This is a genomic window from Bacillus cereus group sp. MYBKT111-2, assembly GCF_051915205.1.
GTDB lineage: Bacteria > Bacillota > Bacilli > Bacillales > Bacillaceae_G > Bacillus_A > Bacillus_A paranthracis.
In genome coordinates, this window is the sequence record NZ_JBQAEG010000006.1 from 308,631 (window position 1) to 324,196 (window position 15,566).

Below are 15,566 nucleotides of genomic sequence, written 5' to 3' on the forward strand. Positions count from 1 at the left end.
AATGTTGTTAAAATTCCATTTCCTGTTTGTAACATTGATGTAGGATAAGATTCGATTCTGAGTTTAAAAGAGCGAGATTACGTTGTTCTAAATGTTCTTCTCTAAATTGAAATAAAGGAGAAAGAAGAGAAGGTAATGTTCGAGGCGTTGGCACTACATATAATTGCTCAATTTGATCGAGTACATAGGCAGAATTAGCGGCAATATGAAATCCCCAGTCAGTTCCGAAAGAAGGAACGATTGTATGATAACTTTTCACAGTTAATCCCGCATGTTCAATTGTATTACCGATACTCCAATATACAAGAGGTGCATCAGCAGGTGAATTAGATTGGCAGACGAATGCACCATCTTCTGTTAAGAATGTAGCTATCCGAGCAAAAAGTTCGCTTGTATATAAAGTACTTAAAATTTCTGTTGCTGGATCAGGAAAATCAATAATAATTACATCGTATAAGGATGAAGGAGAATTTAGAAATTCTTTCGCATCACATACGTGCACATTCACGCGACTATCCAAAAATGCATTGTTGTTTAAAGATACTATTTCTGGAACATTACGTGCCATATTAATCATTGCCTCATCTAAATCAACAAGGTCTACATGTAGCACAGTTTCATATTTCAAAACTTCTCGCAGGGCAAGACCATCGCCACCACCTAATATGAGAACACGTTTTGGATCAATTACTTTTGACATAATTGGATGTACAAGTGCTTCATGATAAATTTGCTCATCGACGGAACTGAATTGTAGTTGCTTGTCCAAATATAAACGGATATCGCTTACTTGTAGCAAATGAATATTTTGATAATTGCTTTTTTCATTCAATAAACTTGTATGTTCACCAGCTTGTATTTCTTTTAAAGAAATTTCATCCCATATATCTAGGTTGTGTGAATCCGTGGGTACTATGACTACATTTTCCGTTTGTGCTTGCTTGTCCTGTTTATCCTGTTTGCCTTGTTTACCGTGCTTGTCCTGCTTATTTTCTATTTCCTGCTGTTCTAGTTCAAATTTGTTAGAGTTTAATTCAGAACGTTTGTCTTTTTTATAGCTTGTTATTCTATAAATCTTTATTTTGCTTTGTTTTCTATGTTTTGGCATAGGAATCCCCTTTCGAATTGTGTTACTTTACTCTATTCTATGTGATTTAGTAGAGTTTGCTTGGACAATAGATAGAGGAGTTTTTTTAATAGATTTTCACGCTAAAAAAATTTTTTTAGTGTTTTTTTTGTTTTAAACACAACTAGACAACTAAACACTAATCTATTTTCATACAGTTATGTGTTAAAAGCGTGTTGTTTTATAACACACTGTGTGTTTTTTGATCGACACACTAATTGAAAGCGTTAACACACAAAGAAAATAGTCGAAAAAGTGCTGATTTTAGTGGTTTTAAAAAGTTGGCACGCTAATTGCATTAATAAATAGCGTAAAGAAAAATAAATAAAATATAAATTTTTTATACTACACAAGGGGGATTTTCAAATGAATATTTTATTATGTTGCTCAGCAGGGATGTCTACAAGTTTACTAGTTACAAAAATGGAAGCGGCTGCAAAAGCTCGCGGTCTAGAAGGAAAGATTTGGGCTGTATCTGGGGATGCAGTAAAAACAAATATCGATCAAGCAGATGTATTATTACTAGGACCACAAGTTCGTTACATGCTGTCTTCAATGAAAACGCTTGCTGATGAGAGAAACGTTGGAATCGACGTTATCAATCCAATGCACTACGGCATGATGAATGGAGAAGCAGTTTTAGATCACGCATTAACACTTAAAAAATAATTAGGGGGGAAGCAAAATGCAAAAGTTTATTGCATTTATGGAGAAATATTTAGTCCCAATCGCAGGTAGAATTGGATCGCAGCGCCACTTAGTTGCGATCCGTGATGGATTTATCGCCGTTATGCCACTTATTTTAGTTGGATCATTTGCAATACTTATTAATAACTTACCAGTGGATGCATTCCAAAAATTTATGAAAGGTGCATTCGGGGAAGTTTGGAAAGATATCGGCGGCGGTATGTGGGCAGGTTCCTTCGCTATACTCGCCCTCATAGTCGCAGTAGGGATAAGTTATAATTTAGCGAAATCTTACGGCGTTGACGCGTTGTCAGCAGCAATCATTACATTCGGTGCATTAATCATTATTTCTCCGACAACGCCAAAAGAAGGCGGTATTGATTTAGCATGGACTGGATCACAAGGTTTATTCGTTTCTATAATTGTAGCTCTTCTTGTAACAGAGGCATTTAGATTCTTTGTCCAAAGAGATATTACAATTAAAATGCCAGATGGTGTTCCACCAGCAGTAATGAAATCATTCGCAGCATTAGTTCCAGCATTCGTTATTTTAATCGTAACAGCAAGCATTCAATTAGCAGTGAAATTAGCAGGAACAAGCATTCATAAAATCGTATTTGAAACAATTCAAGTACCATTACAAGGTTTAGCAGGTACATTACCAAGTGCAATTATTGTAGCATTACTTATTCACGTATTATGGTTCTTCGGATTACATGGTCCTAATATCGTTGGTGGTATTATTGACCCAATTTATTTACCAGCATTAGAAAAGAATATTAAATTATTTAACGATGGTATGTCTGCATATGATGTACCGCACATCTTCACAAAACCATTCTTTGATGTATATGTATATATCGGTGGATCTGGTGCAACATTAGCATTCTTAGTTGCAGTAATGCTTGTTGCAAAAAGTGCGCAGCTTCGCGGTGTAGGTCGCGTATCTATCGGACCTGGTTTCTTCAATATTAACGAACCAGTTATTTTCGGTACACCAATTGTATTAAATCCAGCATTAATTATTCCATTTGTACTTACACCAGTGGTATTAGTTATTACTTCTTATACAGCAATCTCTTTAGGATGGGTACCAAAAACAGTTGCTTTAGTTCCATGGACAATGCCACCAATCTTTAGTGGTTATCTTGTAGCGGGCGGAAGCATTGCTGGTGCAGCATTACAAGTAGTGAACTTTGCAATTGCGGTAGTAATTTACTATCCATTTGTATTAATGTGTGACCGTACTTATGTACAAGCTGCAAAAGCTGAAACAAAAGGAAATAACAATTCAGTATCACTTTAAAAAGTATTGTTCTGACGAGTTTTTATAGCTCGTCAGAACAACTAACCTTTATATCATGTTCAAAAAGATGAGATCCATCTACAAGAACACCAAACTATCATTCATAAATTAATATTTTAATAGAAATGTTCAAACTGAAGGGGTATGTAAGTCGGTTGAACGATAATAGAGAGGGCGGTAATTATGATGACTACAGCAGAACAAATTCCATTCCAATTAATTTTAAATAGTGGTAATGCACGAAGCTTTGCGATGGAGGCACTTCAATTTGCCAAACAGGGGAAAATGGCAGAGGCTGATGAAGCGATGGTAAAGGCGAAAGAAGCGATTAATGAAGCGCATCATTTCCAGACAGAGCTCATACAATCAGAAGCAAGAGGAGAAAAAACAGAGATTAGTGTTCTTTTAATTCACGCACAAGATCATTTAATGAATGCGATTACAGTAAAAGAATTAGCAGCAGAGTTTATCGATCTTTATAAAAAGCTTGAAGCGAAAGGGGAATAAAGCATGACTGGAATTAAAATTGCTACAATCGGCGGTGGATCTAGTTATACACCAGAGTTAATTGAAGGATTTATTAAACGTTATGATGAACTTCCTGTTCGTGAAATTTGGTTAGTAGATATTGAGGCAGGAAAAGAAAAGTTAGAAATCGTTGGTAACTTAGCGAAACGTATGGTAAAAAAATCTGGTTTACCAATTGAGGTACATTTAACGCTTGATCGTCGCGAAGCATTAAAAGATGCTGACTTCGTAACGACGCAGCTTCGCGTAGGTTTATTAGAAGCTCGCGCAAAAGATGAAGCAATCCCGTTAAAATATGATGTAATCGGTCAGGAAACGAATGGTCCTGGTGGTTTATTCAAAGCATTGAGAACGATTCCTGTTATTTTAGATATTTGTAAGGATATGGAGGAGCTTTGTCCGAATGCATGGTTAATTAACTTTGCAAACCCAGCTGGTATGGTAACAGAAGCTGTTCTTCGTTATACAAATATTCAAAGAGTAGTTGGTCTATGTAACGTTCCAATCGGAATCCGTATGGGTCTTGCGAGATTACTTGAGGTAGATGCAAGTCGTGTACACGTTGACTTCGCAGGTTTAAACCATATGGTATACGGACTAGATGTATATTTGGATGGCGTAAGTGTAATGGATCGTGTGTTAGAGCTTGTAACAGATCCAGAAAAGCAAATTACGATGGAAAATATCGCTGCGCTTAACTGGGAACCAGACTTTATTCGCGGCCTTCGTGCAATTCCATGTCCATACCATCGTTACTACTACAAAACACGTGAAATGCTAGAAGAAGAGAAAGAAGCTTCGGTTGAAAAAGGTACACGTGCAGAAGTAGTAAAACAATTAGAAGATGATTTATTCGAGTTATATAAAGACCCGAATTTAGATATTAAACCACCACAATTAGAAAAACGTGGAGGCGCTTATTATAGTGACGCAGCATGTAGCTTAATTACGTCTATTTATAATAATAAAGGTGATATCCAGCCTGTTAATACACGAAACAACGGAACAATTGCAAGCTTGCCACATGATTCGGCTGTTGAAGTGAACTGTATTATTACGAAAGAAGGTCCAAAACCAATTGCAGTTGGAGATCTTCCGGTACCAGTTCGCGGTTTAGTACAACAAATTAAATCATTTGAGCGCACAACAATTGAAGCTGCTGTTACAGGGGATTATCATAAAGCGCTGCTTGCTATGACAATTAATCCACTTGTACCATCAGATAAAGTGGCAAAACAAATTTTAGATGAAATGTTGGAAGCGCATAAAGAATATCTTCCGCAGTTCTTCAAAAAGGTAGAGAAATAAAGCGGGGCTATTTAGCCCGCTTTTTTTATTCTATTAGGAGGTATTATGATGATTAAATTAATTGTAAATGCAGATGATTTCGGTCTTACAGAAGGTACAAATTACGGCATTATTGATGGACATATAAATGGACTTGTAAATTCAACGACGATGATGATGAATATGCCAGGAACAGAGCATGCGGTACGCTTAGCAAAAGAGTATAAAACGTTAGGGGTAGGAGTACATCTCGTATTAACGGCAGGGAAACCGCTTCTTGGAGATGTACCGTCACTTGTAAGTAGCGATGGATTGTTTCATAAACAAAGTGTCGTATGGGAAGGGAAAGTAAATCCAGAGGAAGTTGAGAGAGAGTGGACTGCTCAAATTGAGAAATTCTTATCTTACGGATTAACGCCAACTCATCTAGATAGTCATCACCATGTGCACGGATTACCGATTTTGCACGATGTTCTTGAGAGATTAGCGGCTACATATAATGTTCCGATCCGTCGTTGTGAGGAAGAGCGAGCAGTACGCCCATTTTCTGACGTATTTTACAGTGATTTTTACGCAGATGGTGTGACGGAAGATTACTTCGTGAAGTTAAAAGAAAGAGTACAAGGTGAACAAACGGTAGAAATTATGGTTCATCCAGCTTATATTGACCCAGAGCTTGTGAAGCGTTCTTCTTACGTAATGGATCGCGTGAAAGAATTGCGTATTTTAACAGAGAGTGAGTTGCCTGAAGGAATAGAGCTTATAAAGTTTTAATAGAAAAAAGACGGCTACATTATGCCGTCTTTTTTTATTTATAAAATGGATAGAATATATCCGCCAAAGGCTCCAAGTATAACGATAACCCAAGGTGGTGTTTTCCAAAAAGCGAGCAAGCAAAATAGAAGAGATGCAAAAACAAAATCTACAGCGTTCATAATCGTGCTTGTCCAAATCGGGTCATAAAAAGCTGCTAATAAAATACCGACAACGGCCGCATTGACTCCAAGTAGTGCGCCTTGTATGAAAGATATTTTTCTCACACTGTCCCAAAAGGGTAAAACACCAATAACGAGTAAGAAAGCAGGAAGAAAGATCGCAATTGTTGCAAGTATGGCACCAAGCGTCCCGTTTAACACTGCTCCTATATAAGAGGCGAATGTAAATAATGGTCCTGGCATTGCTTGTGTTAATCCGTATCCAGCTAGGAATTGTTCTTTCGTCATCATTCCGTTTTGTACGAACTCACCTTCAAGAAGAGGGAGGACGACGTGTCCGCCTCCAAATACAAGTGCGCCAGAGCGATAGAAACTATCAAATAAAGCGATGTAATAAGAGAACGGTCTTACTATTGGTAGCAGTAGTAATAGTCCGAAGAATAAGACGAGACAAGAAACTGCTATCTTTTTTGAAATAGGTACTTTTATATGTTGAGATTGACTAATTGGTTCGTTGCGATATAAAAGCCAGCCGATAAAGCCAGATATGATAATGAGAGTGACTTGTGTCCAGCTACTTGGCCATAATAGGGCGATTGAGGCAGTTGCAATTGCAATCGTCGCACGATTTCGGTCTGGCGTTAATTTTTGCGCCATTCCCCATATTGCATGAGCGACAATAGCGACTGCTACAAGTTTTAGCCCATGAATCCAGCCAGCACTTCCAAGGTCGAACTGATTAAGGAATGAGGCGAAGAAAACTAAAACAAGCACAGACGGTAAAGTGAACCCAATCCATGAAATAATAGCTCCGAATACCCCGCCTCTTAATAATCCAACGCCCATACCGACTTGGCTGCTAGCAGGACCAGGGAGGAATTGACATAGTGCTACTAAATCTCCATAGATTCGTTCATCCATCCATTTTCTTTTTTGTACATATTCGTGGTGGAAATAGCCGAGATGGGCGACGGGGCCACCAAACGAAGTAAGTCCTAATTTAAATGAGACGAGAAAAATCTCTAATAATGTGTGAAAAGTGTATTTGTTATTTTCCAAAACGACCTCCTAGAATGTTTTTCTAAGTGCATTATACAAGAGGTAGTAAAGAAAAAGGAACGATTCTAGTGTAAAGATTATGTGAATCTTTTCTTCGTAATTAACACTTGAAAAAGTCATAAATGATTATGTATAAACCATAAAGTAGTAGAAGTAGTGCTGGGAAATTTATATAAGGAGAATGCCCGTATGACAACACATTTCTTTGCGAGGTTAACAGGTAAGAGGGAAATACCTCCTGTAAATACAGAAGCTTATGGCGTAGCAGAGTTTATATTTAGTGAGGATTTAAAGAAGTTGCAATATCGGGTCATATTGAAAAACATAGAAAAAGTTACATCATGCCAAATTCATTTAGGGAAAGCAAATCAAATTGGTCCAATTGTTTTAAGTTTATTTGGTCCATTAAAGCAAGGTATTAGTGTTAATGAAGGAGTCGTCACTGGTGTAGTTAATGTGGGGGATTTTGAAGGGCCTTTACAGGGGCGAGCGTTTGATAGCTTACTGCAAGAAATCATTCAGGCGAATGTATATGTAAATGTTTATACGAAGTCCCATAAGAAGGGTGAAATAAGGGGGAGAATTAGGAAAGTAAAGAAGTAGAAAAAAGGCTGTTCATATTGAACAGCCTTTTCTGTTATAAGGTGCGAATTTTAGCGATTATTGACGGTAAATCGATATATTAGAAAAATCGCTGATAAAACTCGAGTTGCGCTGATATATTTTGAAAATCGCCGATAAAATCTGAGTTAAGATCGATATACTAAAAAACTGCCACGATTAATTTTTTAGAGGCTGATTTTTAATGAAGAAGTCCATAACATAAAACACTTCGTCATCAGGTATTTGTATTTCAAATGTATTTTCAATTGGCTGCAATGCTTTTTTTACTTTCATATACATCCAGTATTCATCTTGTCTTCGTTTCTCTTTATCTGGATGAGGGAGAAGGCTTTCTCCCTTTTGAAGACGGTCAACCATACAGCTCATATGCAGAATAACACCCATTAAACTGTCAGGAGTTAGCTGTAAGGAAATTAATTCTTGAATTGTATTCAATGCGTAACGGATCGTTTTAATAAGTAATGCTCCGTCGTTACGCTGCATTTGTTGTTCAAGAATATCAGCCATTTTTGCATATGTTTCTTCGTACGTAATTAATTCTTGAATTGGCTGAATCGCTGTGTAGTTTACAATGTCTTGGAAATGATATGTTAAGCATGGCACTTGTACATCGAAATTCGTGACGATACAAATAATGTTCCGCTCTTTTTTTATGTTCTCAATCATTTTCGTTAAATCTTTTTCATGGACGATACTAATCGGAATGATTTCAATTAAGTCTTTGTCAAATCGCAAATAGTTCTCCAACATTTTTTGAATAGCTAAAGCACTGCCTTCCCCAGTTAAACAAGCTGTCAAAATAACAGATTTCATTGGTGATAGTGGTTTTTTCTTTTCTTCTTGTACGTTTAAGTAAAACGGTGTTAAGTTCTTCACCGTTTCATATAATGCATCTAACGAGTAGCCAAGCTGAGCTTTTCGAGCCGCTTCTAGTGCATGTGGAGTGCTTGTCATGGAAAGAACACGCACTGGAATTTTGAACTCAGTTTCTAATATATCACCAATATAAGCGAGAGATCCCATATCAACGAGTAAGAGAAGCCCGTTTACATTTTGGAGTGTTTTCATATACACTTTCACACGCTCTAAGAAATCTTTCGGCGATTCATGTAACGGCATATCGATACCGGTTACTTCGTCAATGCCGAGCAGTTCATTTGCGACGTTTGCCATTTCTGTTGCTATGCCGTTGCCGTGCGCTAATATTAATACTTTTACTTCTGTTTGTGAGGCAGGAATTGGATCAACAACGAAGAACATTGTTAAAAAGCCTGCTTCATCGATAGGCATTGTTATTTGTAATTCGTCTTCCAGTAGTTGAATGCATTGCATAGCTACGGAAAAAGCTTCTTTATATTTCGTACGAATTTGATTTAATTGCGGGTGATGAATTTGTTTTCCAGCCTGTAAACGTTGTAGAGTTGTCTGTACATGTAAACTTAAAGCGAGAAATACTTTTTCATCGAACGTCTTGGATAAATGTTTTTCAGCAAGTTCAGCAATTTTTTCACAAACGGAAACGATATTACGATCTACAATTTTAAAAACATTTTCATGACTTGTCTTTTTTGACATTTGGTTAAAATATTGTACGAAAAAGCTTTGAATATCATTTTCTATTAGTAATTCTAATTCTTCCTCTTCAATACCACGAGCTTGAAGTTCTTCATATTTATAGTCAATATAATCGTAAATAGAAGACTGTTTTTCATTTTCTATTTTATGATTACTCCAACCTTCATCACCTGTAAATATAAATGTTTCATTCGGTATTTGGTATAGATGACGGCTCTTTCTTTCAATGAATAGTCCTTCTTTCATATACCAAGGTAAGTCTGTGCTTGAAACATAGACAGAATCACGTTTCTTTGTCACGAAGTCAGAATAGGCTTTCGCACAGGCAATTTGTACATCCGTTTTTAATTGGCCGATGTTATTGGGACAATTGTAAAAGACGAAAGCACGCATTGCATTTGGGCTAACGTGAATTTCTTTTCGCAAGCGAATTGCTTCATTTGTGAAAAATAGTTGCAGTAAAGCAAAACGTTCTTTATGTGTACGCTCACGAAGTGGTGGCAGCGTGACAGTCATTGGTATACGTCTTGTAAATGTTTTTAATAAAAATGAATTTGGTTCTTCTGTTGTTGCAGTAATGATCAATACTTGTGCTTTACGTTCGTTTTCTGTTTCTCCAAGGCGGCGATATACTCCGCGGTCAATAAAGGTGAAAAGCATTTCTTGTCCCTCTGGAGGAAGGCGATGTACCTCATCTAAGAAAAGGATCCCTTCATGTGCTTTTTCAATTAACCCTTTTTGATCACTTGCCCCTGTATACGCTCCTTTTTTAATCCCAAATAATTGCCCGAGTAGTAGCTGTGGGTTATTTGCATAATCAGCACAGTTAAAGACGATAAATGGTGCATTTTTAGGAAGCTGTTCAACTTCAATTGCATATTCGTGCATTAAAGAAGCAAACATGGATTTTCCGACGCCTGTTTCTCCGAGCAGTAAAGTATGCATACCGTTTGGAGGATAGAGAATAGAAGCTTTCGCTTTTTCGATTGCGATTTTAAGGCTCGTATTTTCAACTGCAAATGTATCTAATGAAGTTGCTTCTTTTGAATGCGTTTCCAACGAAGTGTTCGTTTCTATATAAAAACGAACAGGACGCGTATTTGTTTTTAATAAACGTTTATCTTTTACGAGTTTGTTTAAGTCGCTACTTACATTGGCTCGATCTAGCTGCAACAGGGTAGCGAGTTCTGATGCAGTTACACCTTCTGTATAATTGCTTTTTTGTATTGCGTTAAAAATGAGATCTATTCGTTTCATTTCTATTCACCTCGAAACTTCATCACTATTTAAAATTTTACACAAAAATGGGAAGGGTGGGAAGAGAAAAATAAAACAGCTTTAGCACATAGGCACTAAAGCTGTTACAATCTTGTGTCTTTCCAAAAGTTTACTTCGAGATGAGAAGATGGATTATAGGGAAGAAGCTTGTATCCTTGTGACTGTAAGTAATCAATTACTTGTGGCAGTATTTGTACGGTTACACTCGAATCATGCATTAAAATTACTTCGACTTGTTCATCGCTCTGATTACGCACCCTTTCTAGAATGGCAGAAGGGTTATCATAGCTTTTCCAGTCGTATGTATCGATTGTCCAATCCCACATTTTATACTGGGCTGATACAAGTGCATCACGGTAATTTTTTTTTAAATAAGGCATGCTACCATACGGGACACGAACGAGATGTGAATTTAATTTTGTAACTTGCTGAACGATGCTTTGTGTTTGTTCCATCTCTGTAATTAAAGCAGATGGATCACCGGTGTAAAGGCGTTTTACATCATGTGACATACTGTGAAGCCCGATATAATGTCCGTCTTTAATTAATCGTTGCATTGTCTTTTTATAATGTGGCACTTTTCCACCAATAACAAAGAAAGTTGCTTTTCCGTTCTTTTCTTTTAAGATGTTTAAAATTTGCGTAGTATATTTGTTTGGTCCGTCATCAAATGTTAAGTACGCGATTTTTTTGGTAGAAGAGGTAGTTTCGGTATTTGGATGATGTTCAGCAGGGGGAATGGTAGTCGCTCCTGCATGAGATGACGCGTACATAGTAATCGTTAAAAATAAAATAATGTATTGAAATACTCGCTTGATCATAACATTCACCCTCAGTTTGACAATCAAGATGTAAAAAAGAAAATATAATCCTTTTCTTATTATGTATATCTTTCTCCAATAGTGGAACTCTCAAACAAGCTATATTTTGGAAATGTAAAATAATGAATAAAAAATAGCATCCTCTTATAAGAAAGAGGATGCTATTTGAATATTTCATAATAGTAAAGGCTATACTACAATTAGTCTTCGCGTTTTTTCACTTTTTTATAAAAGGAAATAAGTGGTTTGTAACGTTCATGTACAAGTCCAATTACTTCAGCAATAATCTCTGTAAAGAAGATTAAAACGAAAAGAAGAATAATGGATAACCATAATGTCGCACTAGAGAAAATGATTGCATTTACACTAAAGAAAATACCGAATGCGTATATAATTAGTACCGTTTTGCGATGTGAGAAGCCCATTGCAAGTAAACGGTGATGTAAATGCGACTTATCTGGTGCTGAAATAGGTTTTTTATTTACGATACGACGGATAATTGCAAATGTCGTATCAAATACAGGCACGCCTAAAATGATAACTGGAACGATAAAGCTGAATAGCGTTACACTTTTGTATAATCCAAGTAACGATATAACAGAAATACAGTATCCTAAAAATAGTGCTCCTGTATCTCCCATGAAAATTTTTGCTGGATGGAAGTTGTAGAATAAAAATCCAATTGTACTTGCTAATGTAATTAATGCTAGTGGTAAGATAATAGCAGCTCCAGTGCCCCATGGGCTAGTGAAGGCCATATATGCTAGCGTTGCCAGTACGATAGATGAAATACCAGCAGATAATCCATCTAAACCATCAATTAAGTTGATTGCATTTGTAATACCTACAATCCAAAATACTGTAATTGGGTAAGCAAGCCATCCAAGTTCAGTATCCCCGAGGATTGGAATATATAATACTTGCACTAATAATCCACTTTTTACAATCATAATGGCAACTAATAGTTGTCCACCGAATTTTACCTTCGCAGATAACTCGTACATATCATCTAAAATACCGATGATTACAATGATAATCGCACCTAGCGTTATCGATAACATTCTTTGTTCGTATAAGCCACCGACAACAAATCCAACAGCCACACCAATAAATATTGCTAACCCGCCAAGACGAGGCATAATCTTTTGGTGTACTTTACGCGCGTTTGGCTTATCTGTTGCTCCTATTTTAAAAGCTAACTTAATAACTAAAGGAGTAACGACGAGTACAGTGATGAAAGATGCCAAAATGGCATAAATCACTTGTGAGTCCATTAATACCCCACCCTTTTATAGTCTAACGTAATTTTTTTTAATATATTTATCTGAAAATTATGATGTTTATTTACAGGCTCATAACATATGGTATCACAAAAAGATTAGAATTCAATCTTTTTTTCGTTTTATGGTAAATGGAAGCGGATAGAATATATGACAATGGTATACAGAATGTTGAATTGTTTGAGAAGGTTAATCGTATAGGGCTTTGGAATATGACATTTTCTCTTTCTCTTTAATAGCGAATAATTTTATTTCAATATTATAAGTGTTACACGTAGAAATGAGTAAGTTCCGTGTTAAAATGTGGGAATTTTTCAAGCCTGAACGTGCAGCTTTAATCTCGGTAAAATTTCTATTGGTTTTATGGACAATATTTAATTTTACAAAAACTTAAAAAAGAATGAAGAAAGCAATTCATATAATAAAGAAGTAAAAGAGTTTTCTCATTTTTAATGTGAGAGGGGGAAGCACAGGGGAAATTCTATGTATTCGTATATTTTCTATTGTATATTCCTGTGCGAAAAGGAAATGAAAATTACGATAATAGGTACCGGATACGTTGGATTGATTACAGGAGTAGGATTGGCAGTATTGGGACATTCGGTTACATGTTTTGATATAAATGATGGGAAAATTGAACGGATAAAACAAGGGGATCTGCCTATTTATGAAGCTGGCTTATATGAATTAATACATGATGCGTGTGAGAATAATCGTTTAACTTTTACAACAAGTAAAGAAGAAGCATTTCATGATGCAGAATTTATATTTATTGCAGTTGGAACGCCATCGTTATTAGATGGGACAGCAGATTTAACATATATTCAAAATGCATGTTTTGATATTGGAGCATATGCGACTAAAGACATGATTGTTGTTACAAAAAGTACTGTTCCTGTAGGGACGAATGGTGCTATGAGGGGATGGATTGAGGAGACATTACAAAATAGGCATGAATTACATATTGTATCGAATCCCGAATTTTTACGGGAGGGTTCAGGGATTTACGATTTTTTTCAGGGAGATCGTATTGTAATTGGAGCTGATAATGAGGAAGCGGCGCGAAAAGTTGAGAATTTATATAGTAAATTACATTTGCAAACGTATGTTACAGATATAAAAAGTGCAGAGATGATTAAATACGCATCGAATGCCTTTTTAGCGACAAAAATTAGTTTTATCAATGAGATTTCAAATATATGTGAGAAGGTAGGAGCTAATGTATTAGATGTTGCAAAAGGAATGGGAATGGATAAGAGAATTGGGTCGTCTTTTTTAAATGCGGGCATTGGTTACGGGGGATCGTGTTTTCCGAAAGATACGAAAGCGCTTGTGCAAATTGCAGGGAATGTGGCACATGATTTTCGTTTGTTAAAAGCCGTCATTGAAGTAAATAATAAACAACAGCTATTATTGATTGAGAAAGCGAAGAAAGTAATAAATATGAACAAGAAGCGAATTGCAGTGCTGGGAGCAGCATTTAAACCGAATACAGATGATATAAGAGACGCACCGTCCCTTATTATGATACAAGAATTAATGAATATAGGTGCAGACATAGTATTATATGACCCGAAGGCGATTCAAAATATGAAAAATATCTTTGGGGAGACTATACAATATAGTGAATGTATAGATGAATCGATTAGAGGAGCGAGTGCGGCTTTTATCGTGACAGAATGGGAGGCTATCCGAACGTATCCGTTAGGAAAGTACGTACAACTTATGAGAGAACCTATTTTATTTGATGGAAGAAATTGTTATACTGATGAGGATGTTAAGAAACAAGGAATAGATTATTATTCTGTTGGAAGAGAAAGTATTCATAAGAGGGATTTTTCCGTTATTCGTTAAAAAGGTATGTATTCATGTATATTCTTATATGTCATAATAGGATTTGTAACTAGTGAAAGAAAAGAGGCAATGAAATGACTGAACGTTTAAAAGTAATGACAATTTTCGGGACACGTCCAGAAGCAATTAAAATGGCACCTCTTGTATTAGAGTTGCAAAAGCATCCAGAGAAAATTGAATCGATTGTGACTGTAACAGCACAACATCGTCAAATGTTAGACCAAGTATTAAGTATCTTTGGAATTACACCAGATTTCGATTTGAATATTATGAAGGATCGCCAAACTTTAATCGATATTACAACGCGTGGTTTAGAAGGTTTGGATAAAGTAATGAAAGAAGCAAAGCCGGATATCGTACTTGTACATGGTGATACAACGACAACGTTTATCGCAAGCTTAGCTGCTTTCTATAATCAAATTCCAGTAGGTCATGTGGAGGCAGGACTTCGTACATGGGATAAATATTCTCCATACCCAGAAGAGATGAATCGTCAATTAACAGGTGTAATGGCAGATCTTCATTTCTCACCTACAGCAAAATCAGCAACGAACTTACAGAAAGAAAATAAAGATGAATCACGTATTTTCATAACAGGAAATACAGCGATTGACGCACTAAAAACGACTGTAAAAGAAACATATAGTCATCCTGTACTAGAGAAACTTGGAAGTGATCGTCTTGTACTTATGACAGCTCACCGTCGTGAAAACCTAGGAGAGCCAATGCGTAATATGTTCCGTGCAATTAAGCGTCTTGTTGATAAGCATGAAGACGTACAAGTTGTGTATCCTGTTCATATGAACCCTGTTGTTCGTGAAACTGCAAATGATATTTTAGGCGATCATGGCCGCATTCATTTAATTGAGCCGCTAGATGTAATTGATTTCCACAATGTTGCAGCTCGTTCATACTTAATGTTAACTGATTCTGGTGGTGTACAAGAGGAAGCTCCGTCATTAGGTGTACCGGTTCTTGTTCTTCGTGATACAACAGAGCGTCCAGAAGGTATTGAAGCAGGTACGTTGAAATTAGCGGGAACAGACGAAGAGACAATCTTTAGTCTTGCTGATGAGTTGTTATCAGACAAAGAAGCTCATGATAAGATGTCAAAAGCATCTAATCCGTACGGTGATGGCCGTGCATCAGAGCGTATTGTAGAAGCAATCTTAAAACATTTTAATAAATAAAAAAACAGCCAAATCG

General features: G+C 36.5%; 13 protein-coding genes. 8 read left to right on the top strand and 5 right to left on the bottom strand.

Annotated elements, in window-relative coordinates:
- Positions 1-7: 7 nt before the first annotated feature.
- Positions 8-1,108, bottom strand: coding sequence for a polyamine aminopropyltransferase (locus ACTFNE_RS18955; protein ID WP_270705798.1), 1,101 nt, complete (start codon positions 1,106-1,108; stop codon positions 8-10).
- A 384-nt stretch (positions 1,109-1,492) separates the two neighbouring features.
- Between ACTFNE_RS18955 and ACTFNE_RS18960 the strand changes: the two genes are divergently transcribed.
- The 5 genes from ACTFNE_RS18960 to chbG all read left to right on the top strand — a co-directional run bounded on the left by ACTFNE_RS18960 (position 1,493) and on the right by chbG (position 5,708).
- Positions 1,493-1,795, top strand: coding sequence for a PTS sugar transporter subunit IIB (locus tag ACTFNE_RS18960; RefSeq protein ID WP_001023569.1), 303 nt, complete (start codon positions 1,493-1,495; stop codon positions 1,793-1,795).
- A gap of 16 nt (positions 1,796-1,811) precedes the next feature.
- The gene (gene celB / locus ACTFNE_RS18965) at positions 1,812-3,119 is read left to right on the top strand and encodes a PTS cellobiose transporter subunit IIC (RefSeq protein ID WP_001168841.1); all 1,308 of its coding nucleotides are present in this window, start codon (positions 1,812-1,814) and stop codon (positions 3,117-3,119) included.
- Between the two features lie 183 nt (positions 3,120-3,302).
- Entirely contained in the window at positions 3,303-3,626 is a 324-nt protein-coding gene (locus ACTFNE_RS18970) for a PTS lactose/cellobiose transporter subunit IIA (protein ID WP_000989050.1), read from the top strand.
- A gap of 3 nt (positions 3,627-3,629) precedes the next feature.
- Positions 3,630-4,955 (top strand): 6-phospho-beta-glucosidase, encoded by a 1,326-nt coding sequence (gene celF, locus ACTFNE_RS18975; RefSeq protein ID WP_000145757.1) that lies wholly within the window; start codon positions 3,630-3,632, stop codon positions 4,953-4,955.
- Positions 4,956-5,003: 48 nt separating this feature from the next.
- Positions 5,004-5,708: a chitin disaccharide deacetylase gene (gene chbG / locus ACTFNE_RS18980; RefSeq protein ID WP_270705821.1), complete on the top strand. Its 705-nt coding sequence runs from the start codon at positions 5,004-5,006 to the stop codon at positions 5,706-5,708.
- 38 nt (positions 5,709-5,746) lie between these two features.
- Here chbG and ACTFNE_RS18985 read toward each other — a convergent pair whose 3' ends face one another.
- Entirely contained in the window at positions 5,747-6,928 is a 1,182-nt protein-coding gene (locus ACTFNE_RS18985) for a chromate transporter (RefSeq protein ID WP_270705801.1), read from the bottom strand.
- A 189-nt stretch (positions 6,929-7,117) separates the two neighbouring features.
- Between ACTFNE_RS18985 and exsM the strand changes: the two genes are divergently transcribed.
- Positions 7,118-7,531, top strand: a complete 414-nt coding sequence (gene exsM / locus ACTFNE_RS18990) for an exosporium regulatory protein ExsM (RefSeq protein ID WP_000207029.1) — start codon at positions 7,118-7,120, stop codon at positions 7,529-7,531.
- Positions 7,532-7,708: 177 nt separating this feature from the next.
- Here exsM and ACTFNE_RS18995 read toward each other — a convergent pair whose 3' ends face one another.
- From ACTFNE_RS18995 to ACTFNE_RS19005, 3 genes are all read right to left on the bottom strand, one after another.
- Positions 7,709-10,384, bottom strand: coding sequence for a PRD domain-containing protein (locus tag ACTFNE_RS18995; RefSeq protein ID WP_046198054.1), 2,676 nt, complete (start codon positions 10,382-10,384; stop codon positions 7,709-7,711).
- Between the two features lie 104 nt (positions 10,385-10,488).
- Positions 10,489-11,226: a polysaccharide deacetylase family protein gene (locus ACTFNE_RS19000; RefSeq protein WP_000597163.1), complete on the bottom strand. Its 738-nt coding sequence runs from the start codon at positions 11,224-11,226 to the stop codon at positions 10,489-10,491.
- Positions 11,227-11,426: 200 nt separating this feature from the next.
- A complete protein-coding gene (locus ACTFNE_RS19005; protein WP_016718934.1) occupies positions 11,427-12,500 on the bottom strand; it encodes a glycosyltransferase family 4 protein in 1,074 nt (357 codons plus the stop codon).
- Between the two features lie 489 nt (positions 12,501-12,989).
- Here ACTFNE_RS19005 and ACTFNE_RS19010 point away from each other — a divergent pair, with 489 nt between their 5' ends.
- Both ACTFNE_RS19010 and wecB read left to right on the top strand, forming a co-directional pair.
- Positions 12,990-14,360, top strand: coding sequence for a UDP-glucose dehydrogenase family protein (locus tag ACTFNE_RS19010; RefSeq protein ID WP_046198055.1), 1,371 nt, complete (start codon positions 12,990-12,992; stop codon positions 14,358-14,360).
- A 74-nt stretch (positions 14,361-14,434) separates the two neighbouring features.
- The gene (gene wecB, locus ACTFNE_RS19015; protein ID WP_000140134.1) at positions 14,435-15,550 is read left to right on the top strand and encodes a non-hydrolyzing UDP-N-acetylglucosamine 2-epimerase; all 1,116 of its coding nucleotides are present in this window, start codon (positions 14,435-14,437) and stop codon (positions 15,548-15,550) included.
- The last annotated feature ends 16 nt before the right edge of the window (positions 15,551-15,566 follow it).

Coding starts and splice junctions, on each gene's coding strand:
- ACTFNE_RS18960 (WP_001023569.1), top strand. CDS start 1,493: ATGAATATTTTATTATGTTGCTCAGCAGGGATGTCTACAAGTTTACTA.
- ACTFNE_RS19000 (WP_000597163.1), bottom strand. CDS start 11,226: ATGATCAAGCGAGTATTTCAATACATTATTTTATTTTTAACGATTACT.
- ACTFNE_RS18970 (WP_000989050.1), top strand. CDS start 3,303: ATGATGACTACAGCAGAACAAATTCCATTCCAATTAATTTTAAATAGT.
- exsM (WP_000207029.1), top strand. CDS start 7,118: ATGACAACACATTTCTTTGCGAGGTTAACAGGTAAGAGGGAAATACCT.
- ACTFNE_RS18995 (WP_046198054.1), bottom strand. CDS start 10,384: ATGAAACGAATAGATCTCATTTTTAACGCAATACAAAAAAGCAATTAT.
- celF (WP_000145757.1), top strand. CDS start 3,630: ATGACTGGAATTAAAATTGCTACAATCGGCGGTGGATCTAGTTATACA.
- ACTFNE_RS19005 (WP_016718934.1), bottom strand. CDS start 12,500: ATGGACTCACAAGTGATTTATGCCATTTTGGCATCTTTCATCACTGTA.
- chbG (WP_270705821.1), top strand. CDS start 5,004: ATGATTAAATTAATTGTAAATGCAGATGATTTCGGTCTTACAGAAGGT.
- celB (WP_001168841.1), top strand. CDS start 1,812: ATGCAAAAGTTTATTGCATTTATGGAGAAATATTTAGTCCCAATCGCA.
- wecB (WP_000140134.1), top strand. CDS start 14,435: ATGACTGAACGTTTAAAAGTAATGACAATTTTCGGGACACGTCCAGAA.
- ACTFNE_RS19010 (WP_046198055.1), top strand. CDS start 12,990: ATGTATTCGTATATTTTCTATTGTATATTCCTGTGCGAAAAGGAAATG.
- ACTFNE_RS18955 (WP_270705798.1), bottom strand. CDS start 1,108: ATGCCAAAACATAGAAAACAAAGCAAAATAAAGATTTATAGAATAACA.